Origin of the sequence: uncultured Novosphingobium sp., assembly GCF_964277725.1 — a bacterium.
GTDB lineage: Bacteria > Pseudomonadota > Alphaproteobacteria > Sphingomonadales > Sphingomonadaceae > Novosphingobium > Novosphingobium fluoreni.
On the sequence record NZ_CAXYKL010000159.1, the window covers coordinates 1 to 20,017 of the forward strand.

The 20,017-nt window shown below is 63.9% G+C and carries 23 protein-coding genes; 13 read left to right on the forward strand and 10 right to left on the reverse strand.

All coding sequences use genetic code 11. From position 1 onward, the window contains the following. From ACHWRX_RS09095 to ACHWRX_RS09105, 3 genes are all read left to right on the forward strand, one after another. Positions 1-339 (forward strand): alpha/beta fold hydrolase (locus tag ACHWRX_RS09095; protein ID WP_394658949.1); only part of this gene is annotated, 339 nt, incomplete at its 5' end. Positions 340-431: 92 nt separating this feature from the next. Next, positions 432-1,871 carry a cysteine--tRNA ligase gene (gene cysS, locus ACHWRX_RS09100; RefSeq protein ID WP_394658950.1) on the forward strand — a complete coding sequence of 480 codons (1,440 nt, stop codon included), beginning with the start codon at positions 432-434 and terminating at the stop codon, positions 1,869-1,871. Positions 1,872-1,873: 2 nt separating this feature from the next. Then, positions 1,874-2,335 (forward strand): RES family NAD+ phosphorylase, encoded by a 462-nt coding sequence (locus tag ACHWRX_RS09105; RefSeq protein WP_394658951.1) that lies wholly within the window; start codon positions 1,874-1,876, stop codon positions 2,333-2,335. A gap of 19 nt (positions 2,336-2,354) precedes the next feature. On the opposite strand, the gene ACHWRX_RS09110 is transcribed toward ACHWRX_RS09105, so the two are convergent. Continuing rightward, entirely contained in the window at positions 2,355-2,726 is a 372-nt protein-coding gene (locus ACHWRX_RS09110; RefSeq protein ID WP_394658952.1) for a hypothetical protein, read from the reverse strand. After that, a complete protein-coding gene (locus tag ACHWRX_RS09115; RefSeq protein WP_288485381.1) occupies positions 2,716-2,904 on the reverse strand; it encodes a hypothetical protein in 189 nt (62 codons plus the stop codon). The genes ACHWRX_RS09110 and ACHWRX_RS09115 overlap by 11 nt, the downstream gene beginning before the upstream one ends. A 98-nt stretch (positions 2,905-3,002) precedes the next feature. On the opposite strand from ACHWRX_RS09115, the gene ACHWRX_RS09120 reads away from it, so the two are divergent. Both ACHWRX_RS09120 and ACHWRX_RS09125 read left to right on the forward strand, forming a co-directional pair. Continuing rightward, positions 3,003-3,641, forward strand: a complete 639-nt coding sequence (locus tag ACHWRX_RS09120; RefSeq protein WP_058736958.1) for a LexA family transcriptional regulator — start codon at positions 3,003-3,005, stop codon at positions 3,639-3,641. 138 nt (positions 3,642-3,779) lie between these two features. Further along, complete coding sequence (locus ACHWRX_RS09125; RefSeq protein WP_058736957.1) at positions 3,780-4,424, forward strand: MBL fold metallo-hydrolase; 645 nt, start codon at positions 3,780-3,782, stop codon at positions 4,422-4,424. A gap of 7 nt (positions 4,425-4,431) precedes the next feature. Here ACHWRX_RS09125 and ACHWRX_RS09130 read toward each other — a convergent pair whose 3' ends face one another. Next, entirely contained in the window at positions 4,432-4,824 is a 393-nt protein-coding gene (locus ACHWRX_RS09130) for an MAPEG family protein (protein WP_394658953.1), read from the reverse strand. Positions 4,825-4,988: 164 nt separating this feature from the next. Between ACHWRX_RS09130 and rpmF the strand changes: the two genes are divergently transcribed. From rpmF to ACHWRX_RS09155, 5 genes are all read left to right on the forward strand, one after another. After that, a complete protein-coding gene (gene rpmF / locus ACHWRX_RS09135; RefSeq protein ID WP_058736956.1) occupies positions 4,989-5,168 on the forward strand; it encodes a 50S ribosomal protein L32 in 180 nt (59 codons plus the stop codon). A 32-nt stretch (positions 5,169-5,200) separates the two neighbouring features. Continuing rightward, positions 5,201-6,274 (forward strand): phosphate acyltransferase PlsX, encoded by a 1,074-nt coding sequence (plsX, locus tag ACHWRX_RS09140; protein WP_183616632.1) that lies wholly within the window; start codon positions 5,201-5,203, stop codon positions 6,272-6,274. Further along, positions 6,274-7,242, forward strand: a complete 969-nt coding sequence (locus tag ACHWRX_RS09145) for a beta-ketoacyl-ACP synthase III (RefSeq protein ID WP_394658954.1) — start codon at positions 6,274-6,276, stop codon at positions 7,240-7,242. The genes plsX and ACHWRX_RS09145 overlap by 1 nt, the downstream gene beginning before the upstream one ends. A gap of 110 nt (positions 7,243-7,352) precedes the next feature. Next, positions 7,353-7,649 (forward strand): integration host factor subunit alpha, encoded by a 297-nt coding sequence (locus ACHWRX_RS09150; RefSeq protein WP_058736953.1) that lies wholly within the window; start codon positions 7,353-7,355, stop codon positions 7,647-7,649. 46 nt (positions 7,650-7,695) lie between these two features. Next, the gene (locus ACHWRX_RS09155; RefSeq protein ID WP_394658955.1) at positions 7,696-8,103 is read left to right on the forward strand and encodes a MerR family transcriptional regulator; all 408 of its coding nucleotides are present in this window, start codon (positions 7,696-7,698) and stop codon (positions 8,101-8,103) included. 30 nt (positions 8,104-8,133) lie between these two features. Here ACHWRX_RS09155 and ACHWRX_RS09160 read toward each other — a convergent pair whose 3' ends face one another. The 7 genes from ACHWRX_RS09160 to ACHWRX_RS09190 all read right to left on the reverse strand — a co-directional run bounded on the left by ACHWRX_RS09160 (position 8,134) and on the right by ACHWRX_RS09190 (position 17,203). Next, on the reverse strand, positions 8,134-8,679 hold the full coding sequence (locus ACHWRX_RS09160) for a histidine phosphatase family protein (RefSeq protein ID WP_058736951.1): 546 nt from the start codon (positions 8,677-8,679) through the stop codon (positions 8,134-8,136). A gap of 46 nt (positions 8,680-8,725) precedes the next feature. Further along, positions 8,726-11,473, reverse strand: coding sequence for an ATP-dependent DNA helicase (locus tag ACHWRX_RS09165; protein WP_394658956.1), 2,748 nt, complete (start codon positions 11,471-11,473; stop codon positions 8,726-8,728). A 107-nt stretch (positions 11,474-11,580) separates the two neighbouring features. Continuing rightward, a complete protein-coding gene (locus ACHWRX_RS09170) occupies positions 11,581-12,162 on the reverse strand; it encodes a hypothetical protein (protein WP_394658957.1) in 582 nt (193 codons plus the stop codon). A 121-nt stretch (positions 12,163-12,283) separates the two neighbouring features. Next, positions 12,284-14,323 (reverse strand): RNA polymerase sigma factor RpoD, encoded by a 2,040-nt coding sequence (gene rpoD, locus ACHWRX_RS09175; RefSeq protein ID WP_394658958.1) that lies wholly within the window; start codon positions 14,321-14,323, stop codon positions 12,284-12,286. A 33-nt stretch (positions 14,324-14,356) separates the two neighbouring features. Beyond that, the gene (dnaG, locus tag ACHWRX_RS09180; protein WP_394658959.1) at positions 14,357-16,219 is read right to left on the reverse strand and encodes a DNA primase; all 1,863 of its coding nucleotides are present in this window, start codon (positions 16,217-16,219) and stop codon (positions 14,357-14,359) included. After that, the gene (locus tag ACHWRX_RS09185) at positions 16,213-16,650 is read right to left on the reverse strand and encodes an endonuclease domain-containing protein (protein WP_394658960.1); all 438 of its coding nucleotides are present in this window, start codon (positions 16,648-16,650) and stop codon (positions 16,213-16,215) included. The genes dnaG and ACHWRX_RS09185 overlap by 7 nt, the downstream gene beginning before the upstream one ends. 100 nt (positions 16,651-16,750) lie before the next feature. After that, entirely contained in the window at positions 16,751-17,203 is a 453-nt protein-coding gene (locus ACHWRX_RS09190; RefSeq protein ID WP_183616624.1) for a GatB/YqeY domain-containing protein, read from the reverse strand. 159 nt (positions 17,204-17,362) lie between these two features. Between ACHWRX_RS09190 and carA the strand changes: the two genes are divergently transcribed. From carA to carB, 3 genes are all read left to right on the forward strand, one after another. After that, complete coding sequence (gene carA / locus ACHWRX_RS09195; protein WP_394658961.1) at positions 17,363-18,532, forward strand: glutamine-hydrolyzing carbamoyl-phosphate synthase small subunit; 1,170 nt, start codon at positions 17,363-17,365, stop codon at positions 18,530-18,532. A gap of 3 nt (positions 18,533-18,535) precedes the next feature. Further along, on the forward strand, positions 18,536-18,775 hold the full coding sequence (locus tag ACHWRX_RS09200; RefSeq protein ID WP_394658962.1) for a hypothetical protein: 240 nt from the start codon (positions 18,536-18,538) through the stop codon (positions 18,773-18,775). Further along, positions 18,775-20,017: carbamoyl-phosphate synthase large subunit (carB, locus tag ACHWRX_RS09205; protein ID WP_394658963.1), on the forward strand; the 1,243-nt coding region annotated here is incomplete at its 3' end. The genes ACHWRX_RS09200 and carB, both read left to right, overlap by 1 nt.

Below are 20,017 nucleotides of genomic sequence, written 5' to 3' on the forward strand. Positions count from 1 at the left end.
GGCCGGACATCCCGTTGCACCGATCGCGACGCCGCGCGCGCCACGTTCTACACGCGCACACCCCCGGATCTGGCGGACCAGGCCTTTGCCCGCCTCAGCCCCGAGCCGACCGGTCTGAACGCCGCGCCACTGGTTCTGACCCCCGAACGCTACGGCCGCATCCCTCGCCACTACATCCTATGCGAGCAGGACGAGACCATCCACCTCCGCCTCCAACGCGCAATGATCGCTGCCCAACCTTGCCCCGTATCCACGCTCGATACCGACCACTCGCCGTTCTATTCGACGCCGGACGAGTTGGCGCGAATGATCGATGCGGTTGCGGGCCCTAAGAAATAGCACGCCGGTAAGTCGCGGTTGGTGAGCTTGGGGCGGATCACCGTTACCCATGAAGCTTGACTGGCCGGGGGCCTTGCGTAAGTCCCCCGGCCATGACCATGCTGAAGCTCTACAACAGCCTGACCCGTAGCCTGGAGGCGTTCGCGCCGGTCCATCCTGGCGAGGCGAGGGTCTATAGTTGCGGGCCAACGGTTTATAATTACCCGCACATCGGCAACATGCGCGCGTACGTCTTTGCCGATGTGCTGGGGCGGACGCTGAGTTGGAAGGGCTACGCGCTCACCCACGTCATCAACATCACCGATGTCGGCCACCTGACCGACGATGCCGATGCCGGTGAGGACAAGATGGAGAAGATGGCGCGCCAGAAAGCGCAGTCCATCTGGGACATCGCGCGCCATTATACCGAAGCCTATTGGGCCGACATTCGCGCGCTGAACGTACGCGAGCCGACCAAGTGGTCGATCGCGACGGACTACGTGCGGCAGATGATCGACTTCGCCCAGAGCATCGCCGACAAGCATTGCTACGAGTTGGACAGCGGGCTCTATTTCGACGTCTCCACCGTTAGCGATTACGGGCGGCTGGCCCGCGCCCACACGGACGAGGGCGAAGGCCGGATCGAGGCGGTGGAGGGCAAGCGCAACGCCGCCGACTTTGCGATCTGGCGCAAGACCCCGGCGGGCGAGACACGGCAGATGGAGTGGGATTCGCCGTGGGGTCGCGGCGCGCCGGGCTGGCATCTGGAATGCTCTGTCATGTCGGGCGACCTGCTGGGCTTTCCCTTCGATATCCACACCGGCGGCATCGATCACCGCGAGATCCATCATCCCAACGAGATCGCGCAGAATCAGGCCTTCTGCTGCACCAACGGTTTGGACGTGCCGGCCAATTCCGGCGCGCGGATGTGGATGCACAACAACTTCCTGGTCGAACGCTCGGGCAAGATGAGCAAGTCCAGCGGCGAGTTCCTGCGGGTGCAGCTGCTGGTCGACAACGGCTATCACCCGCTTGCCTACCGCCTGATGTGCCTGCAGGCCCACTATCGCAGCGAGCTGGAATTCTCATGGGAGAACCTGGGCGCGGCGCTGACGCGGTTGAAGCGGATGCTGATCGCGGCCGAGCGGCTGCGCGATGTGCCGGCAAGCGAGGGTGTGCATCCCAAGCTGGCACCGATGCTGGCGGCGTTCGACGCGGCCGTGTCCGACGATCTCAATACCCCGATCGCCCTCACCGCGCTGGAGGATGTGCTGGCGGCCAAGAAGATCGACGCCGGGGCCAAGCGAGCCGTCGTCGAGCAGATGGACTTGGTTCTGGGTCTGGACCTGTTCGGCCTCACGCGCGCCGATCTGCGCCTGCGCCCGATCGCGGCAACGATCGACGAAGCGTCGATTGATGTCCTGCTGGACCGGCGCAAGGCGGCACGGGCGGAGAAGGACTTTGCCACCTCCGATACTTTGCGCGACGAACTTGCGGCCCATGGCGTCGAGGTGATGGACGGCGATCCGCTGGGTTGGGAGTGGAAGCTCTAGGCATGCGACTGTGGCGCGTTACCCGCGCGCCCTTTGCGGCGTTGGACGGAGAGGGCGCGCGAATCCATGGCGGCCGCTACAGTCCGCCGGGCTTGCCCGTGGTCGCACTGGCGAACGAGGCTGCCCTCGCCGTGTTGATCACGCTGCGATACCTGCCACCAGATCTTGCGGGCGTTGCCGAAGACTACGTGCTTGGTTGGACCGAAGTGGACGCCGTGCCGGAACGCATGGCGGACGATGGCGATGATCGCCGCTTGCGCGACAGTGTGGGGCTTTGGCTGGAGGAGCGCCGTTCGCTCCTCGCTGCGATATCCTCGCGCGTGCTGCCCGAAGCGGATGTGGTACTGTTGAACCCGCTCCATCCGGATGCGGCGGGGGTGCCGCCACTGCGCACCCGGCCGTTTGATTTCGCCGCCTGCCTGCACACCCCGCCCATGCGCGAGCGGTTTGCGCAAGGCGGTTGAGCGGCAGGCCACCGCGCCGTCAGTCATCGTCCAGCACCAGCAGCGCCACCGTCATCGTCAGGCTGGGCGAGGGCAGCAAGCCGTGGTCGACCGACACGATCTGGGCATCGGCCACGAGGCGACCGGGTAAGGTGAATTCGTGATCGGGCAGAGCCGCGATCAGACGTTCGCCCGCCGCAACCCCATCGATGCCCTCGCACAACAGGTTGAACGTATGCCGTGCGCCATGAAAGGTGGCGCTGGACCACGCCCGCTCGGAATGGTGAAGCAGTTGCAGGCCGGGGCCGGCGAGGTCGATCAGCACCCGCAACAAGCGAAGCCAGGGGCCGCGCAGCCCCTGTTCGCGCAGACCTGTGATCATGGCGGAAGGGCGGGCCGCTTCAAGAAGCATTGGTATTCTCCGTGTGAGTGTTCATGAAATGTTCTAGTTTGCGGATCATCGCGGGGCGGGGTTCGCGGCCGTTGCGCATGTCCTCCACCAGGCGTGGATCTCCGGCGGCGAGGCGGCCGAACTTGGTCCACGGCATGTCGTGGAGGCGCAGGAACTGTTCTACGCGGTGCAGGATCATCCGGTGGCTCTCACTCGTGCATGACTCGATCTGTGGTCTCCATTTGTTCCAAGCGAAATCCTACTTGTCTAGGATTTTTCCTTCACTATGCTGACAACATGGAATTGGACCCTACGCGCCGTCGCCTGCTGGCTCTTGCGGAAGAGCGGCAGGTCAGCCTTTCGCAGCTGTCCCGGCTTATCGGGAAAAACGCCAGTTATCTGCAGCAATTCGTCCGCAAGGGCAGTCCTCGCAAGCTGGAAGAGACCGATCGCGCCACGTTGAGCGAGTTCTTCGGAATCGACCCGACAGACCTTGGCGCACCACAGGAAAAATCCTTAGGCCTGGGGCGGGCCCAGTGGATCGACATCCCGCGCCTGCCGCTTCACGCGTCGGCGGGGCCGGGCGCGGAAGTATCCGGGGAGAGCGCGGTTGGCAGCTTCCGGTTTTCCAGCCGCTGGTTGCGCGCTCAGGGGCTGCAACCCGATCGGCTTTCGGCGATCGCGGTGCGTGGCGACTCGATGGAGCCGGCCTTGCGCGATGGGGACGAGATTCTGGTGGAGCGCGGCACCGAAACTCTGCGTGATGGAATCCACGTGGTTCGTCGGGAAGGGGCCTTGCTGGTCAAACGGATCGACACCAGCCTTCCGGGCCGTTTGACCCTGCTGAGCGACAACAAGGTCTACGCCCCCATCGAGTGCGAGCCCGGTGAGGTGGAAGTGATCGGCCGGGTCGTATGGAAGAGCGGGCGACTTTGACACGCAAGCTCTTGCGGCGTCGGTGGGGATTGGCCCAGCACCTTGCCGCCGGCACCTCTCTTGTTGCATTCGCGGGCGGCTGCCGCCATTTCCCGCGACATGACGCAAACTCCCCAAACGCCAACGTCACAGCCTCCGATGCGGGTCGCTATCGTGCCGGTCACGCCGCTGCAGCAGAATTGCAGCCTGATCTGGTGTACCAAGACGATGAAGGGCGCGCTGGTCGATCCGGGCGGTGACCTCGATCGGCTGAAGGAGGCCTTGGTGAAGACCGGCGTCACCCTTGAGAAGATCCTGGTGACGCATGGTCACCTCGATCACTGCGGCCTGGCGGGCGAGCTGGCCAAGGAGCAGGGCGTGCCGATCGAAGGCCCGCAGGAAGAGGATCGCTTCTGGATCGCGCAACTGGACGAGGACGGTGCACGCTGGAACATGGAAGCGCACAGCTTCGAGCCTGACCGGTGGCTGGAAAACGGCGACCGGGTGACGGTGGGTGAGCTGGAGCTGGACGTCTATCATTGCCCCGGGCACACCCCGGGCCACATCGTGTTCCACCACGCCCCCTCGCAATTCGCGATCGTGGGTGACGTGCTGTTCCAAGGCTCGATCGGCCGGACTGACTTTCCGCGCGGCGATCTGCAGACCTTGCTCGATTCGATCACCGGACGGCTCTGGCCGCTGGGGGACGAAACCACGTTCGTTCCGGGCCACGGGCCGATCAGCACGTTCGGCGATGAGCGGCGCTCCAACCCCTTCGTGGGAGACGCCGCTCTCGCCCGTTAAGGGGAAGCTAGAAGCGCCCCAAGGCGATCAGCACAGCCATAACCGCCAGGCTCAGCAGCACCAGCAAGGTAATGATGAAGCCGCCGGCGCGAAGTGGGTTGGGTCCGGCGCGATCCATGCCGAATGCATGGGCCACGCGCGCCAGCATGAAGATGGACCCGACGATCGCCAGCCACTGGTTGCCCTTGCCGGTCAGCTCGATCGCCGCGATCAGGAACAGCGCGAAGGGCGTGTTTTCCACGAAGTTCGCTTGCGCCCGCATCCGCTGCAGCAAGAGCGCGTCGCCCCCGTCGCCGTGCATGATCTTCTTGCCGATCCGAACCTGGCCCGTTCGGATCCCCAGCCAGATGTTGATGATCGCGGCCGCGGCGGACAAGCTCAAGGTGGTTTGTAGAATCATGATTGAAGGCATTCCCCTGTTATGTTGCCAGCATGGTCTGACCGACTACGGCTTGCAACCCGCGCAAAATCGGTTATAGGCGCGCCTTCGCGAAAGCCGCCGGCCTTCAGGTCTCGGCGGCCTTTTTGACTTAACCATTCAAACGTTTTGGAACAGGTGCCGAAATGGCTGTCCCTAAAAGAAAAACCACCCCGTCCCGCCGGGGCATGCGCCGCAGCCATGATGCGCTGAAGCCGGAAGCATTCGCTGAGTGCACCAACTGTGGTGAACTGAAGCGTCCTCACCATCTTTGCACTGCCTGCGGCCATTACAATGGTCGTGAGATCGTTGCGGTCGAAGCGTAAGACCTGACGTTTCTTAAGGCAGGAGACTATCGATGAGCTTGCCGCGTATCGCCGTTGACGCGATGGGCGGTGACGAGGGCGTGCGCGTGATGGTGGAAGGCGCGGCACTCGCGCGCCGCCGCCACGATCGCTTCAAGTTCCTGCTCGTGGGTGACGAACCGCGGATCAAGGCTGCGCTCGATGCGCATCCCAATCTGCGGGCGTCGTCCGAAATCCTCCACACTGATGGTGTGATCACTGGCGAGGATAAGCCTAGCCAGGCGATCCGTCGTGCCAAGAGCACGTCCATGGGCCTGGCTATCAACGCGGTGAAAACCGGCGATGCCGGCGCAGCCGTCAGCGGCGGCAATACCGGCGCTTTGATGGCGATGTCCAAGCTTGCGCTGCGCACCATGCCGGGGATCGACCGTCCTGCGCTGGCCGCGCTGCTGCCGACGCTGGGCGATAACGATGTCGTCATGCTGGACCTTGGCGCCAACACCGAATGTGACACGCGCAACCTGGTGCAATTCGCGATCATGGGCGCGGCCTATTCGCGCGTGGTCACTGGACGTGAATCGCCGCGCGTGCGCTTGCTGAATATCGGTACCGAAGAAACTAAAGGCACCGACGAACTGCGCGATGCCGCAAACGTGCTGAAAGCCGCCGCCGCCGATCTCTCGATCTCGTTCGATGGCTTTACCGAAGCAGACAAGGTCTGCCGCGGCGATGTCGATGTCGTGGTGACGGACGGCTTTTCCGGCAACATCGCGCTCAAGGCGATCGAGGGTACTGCCCGCTTCGTGGGTGACCTCCTGCGCCGCAGCTTTGCCAGTTCACTGCGCTCGAAAATCGGCTTTCTAGTCTCCCGCCCGGCGACCGAGCTGCTGAAGCATCATCTCGACCCGAACAACCACAATGGCGCGGTGTTCCTGGGCCTCAACGGCATCGTCGTGAAAAGCCACGGCAGCGCCAATGCGGCGGGTGTCGCCAATGCCGTCGCGGTCACCGCGCGGCTGTTGGAGGAAGACGTGACCGATCGCATCACCGCCGACCTTGCCCGCGTGGGCGAGGAATCGCTGCGCATGCGCCGCAATGGCGCATCGGCGCAGGAAGAGCGCGCCTGATGCGCCGCTCGGTCGTGATCGGCACCGGTTCGGCACTGCCCCGCACCGTGGTGAGCAACGCCGAACTGGCCGCTCGCGTCGATACCACGGATGAGTGGATCGTAGAGCGCACCGGCATCCGCCAGCGCCACATTGCCGAACCCGACGAAACCACCGGATCGCTTGCCACCGAGGCCGCGCGCGCTGCGATCGCCGCCGCCGGGGTAGAGGCGAAAGATGTGGACCTTATCGTCCTCGCTACCGCCACACCGGACCAGACCTTTCCGGCCACCGCCACGATCGTGCAGCACAACCTGGGCTGTCACGGCGGCATCGCCTTCGACGTCGCCGCTGTCTGCTCCGGTTTCCTCTATGCCGTGGGCGTGGCGGACTCGATGCTGCGGACCGGCATGGCGCAACGCGCGCTGGTGATTGGCGCGGAAACGTTCAGCCGCATTCTCGACTGGGAAGATCGCACCACCTGCGTGCTGTTTGGCGATGGCGCCGGCGCGATCCTGTTGGAAGCGCAGGACCAGGCGGGCGATTCGCCGCGCGGCATCCTGGCGACAAAGCTCCATGCGGACGGCAACCACAACCAGTTGCTCTACGTCGATGGTGGTGCGTCCACCACTGGCACGGTCGGCAAGCTGCGCATGAAAGGCCGTGAGGTTTTTCGCCATGCCGTGGTCAATTTGGCCGACGTGCTGCGTGAAGTGCTGGCCGAAACGTGCCTGCAGACCAGCGATATCGATTGGCTAGTGCCGCATCAGGCCAACGCTCGCATTCTGGACGCGACGGCGCGCAAGTTGAGCCTGCCGCCCGAAAAGGTGGTGATCACGGTGGATCGCCACGCCAACACCTCCGCCGCATCCGTGCCACTGGCATTGGATACGGCTGTCCGGGACGGGCGCATAAAGCCGGGTCAACTGGTCATGCTGGAAGCCATGGGCGGCGGCTTCACTTGGGGTGCAAGCCTGTTTCGCATGTAATTAGACGCTGCAGTACAGTTTGACGCGCGTTTTTCTGCACATTTGTTGATTTATTCAAACAAAAATCTATGATCCCGCCGCGGGGTTATTTGCGAAAAGGGTAGGGAACGATGCGCTCGACAGAGACGCTCACACGCGCAGCCATTGCCGAAGCCATTCATACCAAGCTCGGCCTGTCCCGTGCCGAGTCGCTGGGGATGGTGGAGTCCGTCTTGCGGCACATGTGCGAGGCCCTATCTCGCGGGGAAAACGTCAAGATTTCCGGCTTCGGCACTTTCCTGCTGCGGGACAAGGGTGAACGGGTCGGGCGCAATCCCAAGACCGGCGTTGAAGTGCCGATCACTCCACGCCGCGTGATGACCTTCCGCGCCAGCCAGATGCTGAAGGATCGCATCACCGCCGCGTGACGATCGTTGCGTGACGGGGGCGGCATCAAGGCGCTATGGTAGCGCCATGATTCCAGACTTCAAAGACGGCAAGGCGCCTGATGCCTTGCGGACCATTGGGGAAGTCACCCGGGTGCTGGGCATCCGGCAGCACGTGCTGCGCTATTGGGAAGAGCAGTTTCCGATGCTCAGCCCGGTCAAGCGAAGCGGCGGGCGGCGTTATTACCGGCCCGAAGACATAGCCCTGATCGCCGAGATCGACCGCTTGGTGCATCGCGAAGGTTTCACCTTGCGCGGTGCACGGCAGTTCCTGGAAACGGGACAGGGCGCCACCAGCGCTGAAACGGCCAGGATGCCAGAACCTGCCATCGAACCGTCGACCGCGAAATTGGAAACGACGGTGGAGCCATCGCAGCTGATGGCACGCCTCCACGAAATCCGCGCGGAACTGGCCAGCGCGCTCGATCGCGACTGACGGTTTAGTGCCGTTAAACGCAGCGACGACTTAGTCTTCCAGCGACGGACCCAGCCGGGCGTCCAGGTCGCGCGGACGCATCAGGTGGACCAGGCGCGCGCAGCCGTCATCGATCTCGCTCCAGGCGTCGATCGCCAGTTCCAGAACGGCGAAGGCGGCGGTGGGGAACTTGTCTTCCACCTCATCGCGCAGCGGGCTTTTGCCATCATCGGGCACCAGATCGAAGATCAGGTCCTCCAACCCGGGATTGTGGCCGACCATGATGATCGCATCGGCCTGTTCGTCCTGCTCACGCAGCAGCTCCATCAACGTCGGCGAACTGGCGAGATAGATCCGCCGATCCCAGATGACCGGCGGAGTATGGCCGGCAGCCTCGCTTCCCAGCTCAATCGTCTGCGTCACGCGGACGGCGGGGGAGGCGATGATCCGCTGCCAGTCCACTCCATAATCGCGAATATGCAGCCCCATCAGCGCCGCCCCGGTTCGCCCGCGCTGGTTGAGCGGCCGATCGAAATCGCGCAGCCTCGCATCGTTCCAATCGGACTTGGCGTGGCGAAACAGGGCCAGCCTCTTCATGGGCGGTCGATCCGCGCGGAGGCGTCGGCGTGGGAAAGGCGCGCGATCATGATGCGCGCGCGGCTTCGGTGCTGCTCATGCCCGGCTCCTCACCATGAGCGGCGACGCGTTGCAAGGCCTCTTCCAGCGTAACGCGGTGAATTGGCGTCCCGGCTGGAAACGCGGTCAACAAGCGGGACGGAAACGCGGATGACAGGACGACGAAGTGGCCGCGATCGTCCTTGCTGCGAATCAGCCGGCCGAACGCCTGTGCCAGCCGAGCCCGGATGATTGCATCGTCATAGCTTTGCGCGCCGTTCTTTTCCGCGCTGGCAGCGAGCCGGCGGGCGCGATGCAGGATGGTCGGGCGGGGCCAGGGTACCTGCTCCATCACCACCAGTCTTAAGGAGCGGCCCGGCACGTCCACGCCATCGCGCAAAGCGTCGGTTCCCAGCAGTGAGGCGGCCGGATCGTCGCGAAAGATGTCTACCAAAGTTCCGGTGTCGATCGGATCGACATGCTGGGCATAGAGCGGCAATCCGCCGCGTGCGAGGCGATCGGCGATGCGGCCATGGACGGCGCGAAGGCGGCGAATGGCAGTGAACAGACCTAGGACGCCGCCGCCCGATGCTTCGATCAACCGGCCATAGGCCCCCGCCAGCGCGGGGATGTCGCCGCGCGGCACATCGGTGACGATGAGCACTTCGGACTGCGCCTGATAGTCGAACGGGCTCTGGTGCGCGGACATCTGCGGCGTGACGCCGATGTGCGGCGCCCCGCTGCGCGCCACGGCGACAGCCCAATCCTCCTCCTCCCGCCCGGTGCGATCGGTGAGAGTGGCGGATGTCATGACGACACCGTGGGCCGGTTCCAGCACGGTGCGGGCGAACGGCTTCATCGGGTCCACCCAGCGGCGATGGATGCCGACATCGAACTCACGCGCTTCCCCGCGATCGACAGCCAGCCAGTCCACGAATTCCGGATCGGCGGGACCGCCCAGTCGTTCCAGCAGCGCTTCCCAAGAGGCGAGCAGATCGACCCGCCAGCTGAGCGAATGACGCGCACCTTCGATTCGCTGGCGGCCTTGGCTGTCCAGCCAATCGGGCGGCTCTTCCAGCAGTGCTTCCAGCCGCGAGCCGATACGGATCAACGGCTGTCGCAACTCTGCCAACGCGGCGCGGGCGGCCTGCGCTTGTTCGACGAACGGCCCCTCCAGACCGGCTGCCTCGGTTTCGAGGCCATAGCCGGCTTCGGTGCCACCGCTTTCGTCTCGCGCATAGACAGTCGCGCGCACTGCCCCGAGCAGTTCCTCCACCGGGCCGGAGGGTGTGCCTTCGACCAAGCGTTGCAGCCAACCGTCGGCAGGTAGTGCCTCAGCCGCCTCCCGTGCGGCGCTGATCGCGCGACCGCCCGCTTCGTCATAGCTGGCGACATCGGCAAGGCGAGCGGCAAGGCCACGCCGACGCCCGCGTGAGGCTTTTTCCGGGCCGATCACCCAGCGGCGCAACTCGATCGCCTCGGCACCGGTGAGGGCCGCCGCGAAGGTCGAATCGGCGGCGTCGAACACGTGATGCCCCTCGTCGAAAACGATCCGCGTGGGGCGCGCGGCATGATCGCGTCCGCGCGCGGCATTGACCATGACGAGGGCATGATTGGCGATTACGAGGTCGGCGCTGGCGCTGGCGCGGGCGGCCCGTTCGATGAAGCATTTGCGATAGTGCGGGCAGCCGGCATAGACGCATTCGCCGCGCCGGTCGGTCAGCGCCGCGATCCCACGCTGGCGAAACAGGGTGCCGAGCCACCCTGGCAGATCGCCGCCGATCATGTCGCCATCCTGCGTGTAAGCCGCCCACCGCGCCACAAGATGCGCCAGGATGGCCGCACGCCCGGCAAAGCCGCCCTGCAGCGCATCCTCCAGATTGAGCAGGCACAAGTAGTTCTCACGCCCCTTGCGCACCACCACCGGCTGCGTGCCATCGACGCGCCGCTCCGGCCAGGCGCGGCGGCTTTCCTGGCGCAATTGCCGTTGCAGAGCTTTGGTGAACGTCGACACCCACACCGTCCCGCCGGAAAGCTGGCTCCACAGCGAGGCCGGCGCGAGATAGCCCAGCGTCTTGCCGATGCCGGTCCCAGCTTGCGCCAGCAGCAGATGCGGCTGACCGGATTTGCGACGCGGCGAGAACGCGCCGGTGGCCCGCGCGGCATAATCGCGCTGGCCGGTTCGCTGTTCGGCGGCGTGGCCGGTCAGCTCCGCCAGGCGAGACAGGGTATCGGCTTCGCCCAGCTCGACTTGCCGGGGCTGAGCTGATTCGCCCGCTTCCTCCCACTCAGGCAGCTTGCTGAATAGCCAGCGCTCCGCGCGTTCCGGGCGGGGGATGCAACCGGTGAGAGGCCCGCTCCATGGCCAGCGCAGGCGGGTGAGGGACTGTAGAGCGCTCCACGCACCCTCGCGCTCGATCCACTTCGGGTCCTGACAGACGGCGAGCAGGGCTGCGGCCGCCTGCTGCAACAGTTGCGGAACCTGGGCGTCGTCACTCGGCTCGGGCAGTCCCAGCGCATGGGCGAGGCCCTTGGGCGTCGGCACCACGAACCGCGCAGGGTGGATGAAGGCGAACAGTTCCAGCAGATCAAGGCCGGACAGATCGGGATAACCCAGCCTTGTCGCGACCAGCGGGGCGTTGAGCATGAGGTGCGGCGTATCCGCCACCGCCATCACCGCCTCGCCCTTGCCCACCGTCCGGGTCACGCCGGTCCGCTCGCGCAGCCAGGTTCCGGCATGGCTGGCATGAAGCGCGGGAAGGGCGAGCGAGTCCATCTATCTCACGATGGGGAGGGCGGAACGAGATGTAAACATGGCGCGGTTCAAACGCAGCCCTGTTGGGCGATGGGCAGTCGCAAAACGGGCCCTGTGGCCGCGCTAGTTCACGGCTGCTGGGCTGTCGGATGAGCTTTCAAATAGGCCATCATGTCAGCGCGAAGTTGCGCTGCAGAGCCTTTGGTCAGTTCGCTGGCTTCGCGGAAATATTCCGTGTTGACGGCCGCGACCCCGGGATCGGACAGGACTTCCGGAGCGCGACGGAGGTATTCCGCACCCGACGGCGTCCGCGCAAAAGCGACGATGTCGCGCAATTGGGGGGCGGTGAACATCCGCGCATAGGCCTGCTCAACCGCGTCCATCTGCTTCGGAATGAAGGCAGCGGTCGCGGGCCGCAGAGTTGCCGGGAGTTTGGCCATATAGTCGAGCACGATCTGCTTCAGGCCGGCATCCTTGATCGAGTCCAGCGGCATGGCAGCAGTCATCTGCGCGGTCATGGCTTTCATGATCTTGTCCATCATCTCCTGCCGAGCCAGGGGTGGGAAGGCAATTGCCACAAGCTCGGCGGCAAGCGTCAGGTTTTCACTTTCGGCCATCACCGGTGCTTTCGGTGTCACCGCGTCGGCCGCAGGCACCATCAGCGCGAATGACAGAACAAGGAACGAGAACGACCGGAACCGGGATGTCATGATGCTTTCCCCTGTAGACGAGACGATGCAGTCAAGCCGGTTAGCTTTTCTGCGGGTCTTGAACGAAAACACCCGCGACACATGGTCGCGGGTGTTTGATATACTGCTTGGAGCCGGGTGCTTACTGGTCCAGGAAAGAGCGCATCTTGCGGCTGCGGCTGGGGTGCTTGAGCTTGCGCAGCGCCTTGGCTTCGATCTGGCGGATACGCTCACGCGTGACCGAGAACTGCTGGCCGACTTCTTCCAGCGTATGATCGGTGTTCATGCCGATGCCGAAGCGCATGCGCAGCACGCGCTCTTCACGCGGCGTCAGCGATGCGAGCACGCGGGTGACGGTTTCCTTGAGGTTGGCCTGGATCGCGGCATCCACCGGGATGATCGCGTTTTTGTCCTCGATGAAATCGCCCAGATGGCTGTCTTCCTCGTCGCCGATCGGCGTTTCAAGAGAGATCGGCTCCTTTGCGATCTTCATCACCTTGCGGACCTTTTCGAGCGGCATCGACAGACGCTCGGCCATTTCCTCTGGCGTGGGCTCGCGGCCCTGCTCGTGGAGGAACTGGCGGCTGGTGCGCACCAGCTTGTTGATCGTCTCGATCATATGGACCGGGATGCGGATGGTCCGCGCCTGGTCGGCGATCGAGCGGGTGATGGCCTGGCGTATCCACCACGTCGCGTACGTGCTGAACTTGTAGCCGCGCCGATACTCGAACTTGTCGACGGCCTTCATCAGGCCGATGTTGCCCTCCTGGATCAAGTCCAGGAACTGCAGGCCGCGATTGGTGTACTTTTTTGCGATCGAGATCACGAGCCGCAGGTTCGCCTCGACCATTTCCTTCTTGGCGATGCGCGCCTCGCGCTCACCCTTCTGGACCATGTTGACGATGCGGCGGAACTCGGGGAGCGCCATGCCGGTGGCGGCGGCGATGTCGGACACTTCAGAGCGAATGCGCTCGACCGCATCAGCCTCGCTCTCTGCGAAAGCCAGCCACTTCTTGTCCTTCTTGCCCATCTCGGCAAGCCAGGTATCGTCCAGTTCTCGGCCGACATAGGCGGTCAGGAAATCGGTACGCTTCACCTTGTGACGCTCTGCCAGACGCAGCATCTGGCCGCCCAGCGCGGTCAGGCGGCGGTTGAAGGCGTAGAGATTGTCGACCAGGTATTCGATCTTGGTGGCGTGGAACTTCACCGATTCCACTTGCGCGGTCAGGTCTTCGCGCAGCTGGTGGTATTGCTGTTCCTTCACGGCGGAGAAATTGACGCCCAGCGCCAGCGCATCGAGCCGCTCGGACTGGAGCTTCTCGAAGGTCTGGAACATCTCGGTGATCTGCGCGAACTTCTCCAGCGCCTCAGGCTTAAGCGCGGCTTCCATCTGCGCGAGGCTGAGGGTGTTGTCCTCTTCCTCTTCCTCCACGGGGCGCTTGGCCCGGCGCTCGATGCCGTCCTCGTCGTCATCGGACGATTCGGGCTCTTCCTCGACTTCGTCCTCTTCCTTGTAGGAAGGGCCGGCGGTCGCTTCGCTGATCTCGCCATCGCCTTCCTCGGCGTCGTCGGTCAGCGTTTCGGGCGCGGGTTCCTTGGAAAGCATGGCGTCGAGATCGAGGATCTCGCGCAGCTGCATCTCGCCGTTGTTCAGCGCTTCGGACCACTGGATGATAGCGTGAAACGTGATCGGGCTTTCACACAGACCCAGGATCATCATGTCGCGGCCAGCTTCGATGCGCTTGGCGATCGCGATCTCGCCTTCGCGGCTGAGCAGCTCCACCGCGCCCATCTCGCGCAGGTACATGCGCACCGGATCATCGGTGCGCTCTATCGTTTCCTTTTTCTTGGCAGGATCGACGTTCTGGCGCGGAGCGGAACCATCGTCCTCCTCCGCCTCGTTCTCGGCGTCGTCGGCCTCGCGTTCTTCCTCGCTATCGGCGCCTTCGTCGTTCTCGACGATGTTGACGCCCATTTCCGAGATCGCGGCCATGATGTCCTCGATCTGGTCGGTGGACATCTGGTCTTGGGGCAGAGCTTCGTTCAGCTCGTCATAGGTGATCACACCGCGACGCTTGGCGCGCGCGATCAGCTTCTTGACCGAAGCCTCGTTGAGGTCGATCAACGGCGCATCGGTGCCGTCGGAATTGTTATCGCCGCCGTTGGTGTCGTTCTTGCTCATTCTACCGCCGTGTGATCGTGCCGCCGCGTTATTTTACGAACCGGCCGCATGTCTGGTCGCCATTTGCCTGAGGCGGTTGTCAAATTCCAGCTTTCTCTTGAGCAATCGTTGTTGCTCTTCAAACGCCTCTTCGGACAAGTCGCCTTCAAACCGTGCCGTAGCCCTCGCCAGCGCCGCTTCCAACGCCGGACGTTCGACCAGGAGTTCTATCGCTTGCGCCAGCTCCGAAGCGCCTTGAGCCTCCGTCGCCTCAGGTTGGAGAAACCCGAAACGCAAGCCCGACCAGGCGGACGGACCAGGCAATTCCAGGCCGTGTCGAACCAATATGGAAGTCAGATCAGCGGTTTCAAGCGGATCGGTTGAGTCACAGCAATCGACGAGCAACGCGAAACGTCGATCGAGGCCATGCGTGGACATCAGCGTCTCGGCATGGCGGTGGATTTGCGAGGGCCACCGCACGAGACCGGCCAGGATCGCGGCGGACAGGGCATCGCGGCCACCGTCCATCGCACGGTTGAGCCGGGCAATCGATTGCGGATCTGATGGTTGCCGCTCCTCAAACACGCCGCGTTTGAAATTGCCCCGCCCGTTCGGTGCGGCGCGGCGCGAGGTGAAGGGCCGTTCCTCTCGCCGGGGAAAGGCGAAGGCGGAATAGCGGTCCATCAGTTCGCGCTTGTAGAGGCTGGCGACGTCCTGATGGCCGATCGCCTCGACATGCGCCAGCAGGCGCGCCTTCAGCCCGGCCTTGGCTTCGGGGGTATCGAGCTGTGTGGATTCGCGTTCCGCTTCCCATAAAACATCGACCAGCGGGCGCGCGTCTTCCAGCATCGCTTCCATCGCGGGCCGGCCCTTGGCCTTCATCAGATCGTCTGGATCGAGCCCTTCCGGCAGACGGACGATGCGCAAGCTGTGCGCCGGGCGAAGCAGGGGCAGCGCGCGCGTGACCGCCCTCATGGCGGCACGTTGGCCGGCGGCATCGCCGTCAAAGCACAGGATCGGCGTTTCGACATGGCGCCACAGCATTTCGATCTGGGGCTCGGTCAGCGCGGTGCCCAGCGGGGCGACGCATTCGGCGATCCCGGCGGCAGCCAGCGCGATCACGTCCATATAACCCTCGACCACGATCACCCGCCCGGACTGGCGGGCCGCGGGCGCGGCGCGATGCAGGTTGTAGAGCGTGCGACCTTTGTCGAACAGCGGTGTATCGGGCGAGTTCAGATACTTGGGAGCGTCCGTCTTGCCTTTGGCGAGGATGCGGCCGCCGAAGGCGATCACGCGGCCGCGCGTATCCTCGATCGGCAGCATAAGCCGGCCGCGAAAGCGATCGTACGGGTCCTTGTCGTCCACGACGATCCGCAGGCCCGCTTCGATCAGCATCGCCTCGGGAAAGCGCGAGAGCGCGCCTTTCAGCGCTTGGCGTCCTTCGGGCGCGAAGCCGAAACCGAAACGCTGCACCGTGTGCGCATCGAACCCGCGCGTGGCCAGATAGGCGCGCGCCGCCTCACCTTCGGGCGCGGCCAGCTGGTTGACGAACCACTCCTGCGCCGCGGCCATCACATCATGCAGGGAATCGCGCTTCTCTGCCGCGCGAGCCTGATGCGGGTCAGGCGCGGGCACGTCCATGCCGGCTTCGGCGGCCAATTCCTTCACCGCATCCATGAAGGCCAGGCCCTGATGATCGGTCATCCAGCGAATCGCATCGCCATGCGCCGAGCAGCCGAAGCAGTGGTAGAAGCCTTTCGCGTCGTTGACGTGGAAGCTAGGGGTCTTCTCGTTATGGAACGGGCAGCAGGCCTTGAACTCGTTGCCCGCCTTGGTCAGGCGAACCGTACGACCGATGAGCGCGGAGAGCGTGACGCGAGAGCGGAGCTGGTCGAGCCATTGGGGGGTCAGCATGGAGGGGCCTGTCCGCGCGATGCTTTAGGACCCCACAAACTCCCCTCCCGCGAGCGGGAGGGGTTGGGGGAGGGCGTGTCTGAAAAGACGTGCGCAATCCGGTTCAGTACTCCGTTCAGACTATCCATGACCTCGGCATTCCAGAAGCGGATCACGGTATAGCCCTGTTTTTCAAGAAAGCGGGTGCGCTTCTGGTCATCATCGACAGCATGGGCGTGGTGCCCACCGTCAACCTCTATCACCAGCCGGTACTCTCGGGAAACGAAGTCACAAATGAAAGGACCGATGGGAAACTGGCGGTTGAATGGGACACCGGCTAGCTTGCGAGCGCTGATCGCGAGCCAGAGCCTGCGTTCGGCTTCGGTAGCGTCGCGGCGAAGTTCGCGGGAGCGCGCCGTGGGGCGGGAGTAGCCTTTGTCGTGGTAGTCCAACTGCTGCTCTTTCGCTGGGCAAACAGGCCCTCCCCCGACCCCTCCCGCAAGCGGGAGGGGAGATTGTGGTGCGCCAGCCCCCGGGGCAGCGCAAATTCTTCTAAGCCAACGCTTCCTTCACCCAACCGCTAGCCTTGCCCATATCCAGCACCGAGCCGTGCCGGGCCTTCAGTTCGGCCATCACCTTGCCCATGTCCTTCAGGCCGCCCGCGCCGGTTTCCGCCTTGATCGCCTCGATCGCGGCCTTGGTATCGGCTTCGGACATCTGCTGGGGCAGGAAATCCTCGATCACCGCCAGTTCCGCCTTTTCTTCCTCGGCTTTTTCCGGCCGACCGCCTTGTTCGAACAGCTGGATCGATTCGCGCCGCTGCTTGACCATCTTTTGCAGCACCTCGATCACCATCGCGTCATCGTCGGTCGGGGCGGCGCCGGTGCGCAGTTCGATGTCCCGGTCCTTTATCTTGGCGAGGATGAGGCGCACCGCGGCGAGGCGTTGCTTGTCGCCGCTCTTCATGCTTGAAATCTGGGCGGCCTTGATCGTGTCGCGGATCATGTTCTGTCGTGTTCCTGAAGGTCTGGAATGAAATCGATGGCGGGAAACTAGTGCGTTTCGTGCGCAATTTCCACCGCGCGCCTTGACGACGGGCGGAACCGCCACTAGCCGCAGCGCCTTAGCACCCATTGGTAGAACTTGTCACCGGAGCGACCCTTCATGGCCGACGCCGCATCTTCGCACGCGCCAAAACCAGACGGAGCGACAGGCGTTCTCGTCCTTGCTGACGGGCACGTCGTCTGGGGCCGAGGTTTCGGCGCTGTCGGAGAGGCTGTGGGGGAGCTGTGCTTCAACACCTCGATGACCGGATATCAGGAGGTGATGACCGATCCCTCCTACGCCGCGCAGATCGTCACCTTCACCTTTCCGCACATCGGCAACGTCGGCATCAACGACGAGGATCACGAATCCAAGGTCGATGGTGCGGTCGGCATGGTCGTGCGCGAGGACGTGACGCAGGCCTCCAACTTCCGCTCGCGCGGTGAGCTGGGTGATTGGCTGGCGCACAAGGGCAAGGTCGGCCTGGCCGGAGTAGACACGCGCGCGATCACGCGGCGTATCCGTTTGTCCGGCGCGCCTAACGCGGTGATCGCCCATGATCCCGAAGGCCGCTTCGATATCCCGGCGCTGATCAAGCGCGCGCAGGACTGGCCGGGCCTCGAAGGCATGGACCTGGCCAAGATCGTCAGCCGCGAGATCGAAGAGCAGTGGGAAGGCTCCACCTGGACGCTGGGGCAGGGCTACGGCCGCTCCTCACGCGATACCCGTCCGCACGCCGTCGCAATCGACTTCGGTTCGAAGGACAACATCTTCCGCAACCTGGTGAAAGCCGGCGCGCGCGTGACGGTGGTTCCCGCCGAGGCGACGCTGGAGACGATCCTGGCGCTGAAGCCCGATGGCGTGTTCCTTTCCAACGGCCCCGGCGATCCGGCGGCGACCGGCATCTATGCAGTGCCGGTGATCCGGGAACTGCTGGCCCGCGACATTCCCGTTTTCGGAATTTGCCTGGGCCACCAGCTTCTCGCTTTGGCGGCTGGTGCCAGGACGCTGAAGATGCACCAGGGCCATCGCGGCGCGAACCATCCGGTGAAGCGCTTGGCCGACGCCGTGGTGGAGATCACCTCGATGAACCATGGCTTCGCGGTCGACACCGAAAGCCTGCCGGAAGACGTGGTGGCGACGCACGTTTCGCTGTTCGACGGCTCCAACTGCGGCATCTCCCTCAGCGGCAAGCGCGCCTTCAGCGTGCAGTACCACCCCGAAGCGAGCCCCGGCCCGCAGGACAGCTTCTATCTATTCAGGCAGTTCGTCGAGATGATGGGAGCGTAGACAATGGCTTACATCCAGCGGTTCGATGTGAAAGATCAGGGTCAGCAGCGTCCACAAGCAGAAGCTATACATGGCGATCTCATCGCTCTCGATTTCAACGGCTCAAAATTCATTCAAATCAACACTGCGGGTTCAATGAATCGGCAAGAAACTAAAAAGCAGAGTCAAAATATCCGCTTGGATGAGGCTGCTTTTCTACAGCTAGTTAAACTTGGTCGTAAGCATTTCGGTCTGGACGCATAATGCCAAAACGCACTGACATCTCCACCATCCTCGTCATCGGCGCAGGCCCGATCATCATCGGCCAGGCGTGCGAGTTCGACTATTCGGGTACGCAGGCGATCAAGGCGCTGCGCGAGGAGGGCTATCGCGTCGTCCTGGTGAATTCGAACCCGGCAACGATCATGACTGATCCGGACATGGCCGACGCGACTTATGTCGAGCCGATCACGCCCGAGATCGTCACGCGCATCATCGAGAAGGAGCGCCCTGACGCGTTGTTGCCGACGATGGGCGGGCAGACCGCGCTGAACTGTGCGCTGGCACTGTTCAACGATGGTACGCTCGATCGCCTGGGCGTGCAGATGATCGGCGCCAACGCCGATGCGATCGACAAGGCGGAGGATCGCCAGCGCTTCCGCGAGGCGATGGACAAGATCGGGTTGGAATCCGCCCGCTCGGTCGTTGCGCATACGCTGGAAGAGGCGCTTGCCGGGCTAGAAATCACCGGCTTGCCCGCGATCATCCGCCCCAGCTTCACGTTGGGCGGCACCGGCGGCGGCATCGCCTATAACAAGGCCGAGTTCGAGACGATCGTGAAGAGCGGCCTCGATGCCTCTCCCACCACCGAGGTGCTGATCGAGGAATCGCTGCTCGGCTGGAAGGAGTACGAGATGGAGGTCGTGCGGGATCGGCACGACAACTGCATCATCATCTGCTCGATCGAGAACGTCGATCCGATGGGCGTCCACACGGGCGATTCCATCACCGTCGCGCCGGCGCTGACGCTGACCGACAAGGAATACCAGATCATGCGCAACGCCAGCATCGCGGTGCTGCGCGAGATCGGCGTGGAGACCGGCGGCTCGAACGTGCAGTTCGCGGTAAACCCCAAGGACGGCCGCCTGATCGTCATCGAAATGAACCCTCGCGTCTCGCGCTCGTCGGCGCTGGCTTCGAAGGCCACCGGCTTCCCGATCGCACGCGTCGCCGCCAAGCTGGCGATCGGTTACACGCTCGACGAGATCATGAACGAGATCACCGGCGCGACCCCGGCGAGCTTCGAGCCGACGATCGACTACGTTGTCACCAAGATCCCGCGTTTTGCGTTCGAGAAGTTCAAGGGCGCGGATCCGCTTCTCACCACCGCGATGAAATCGGTGGGCGAGGTCATGGCGATCGGGCGCAACATCAAGGAATCGATGCAAAAGGCCCTGCGCGGGCTGGAGACGGGCCTTGACGGTTTCAACCGGGTGCCGGCGCTGG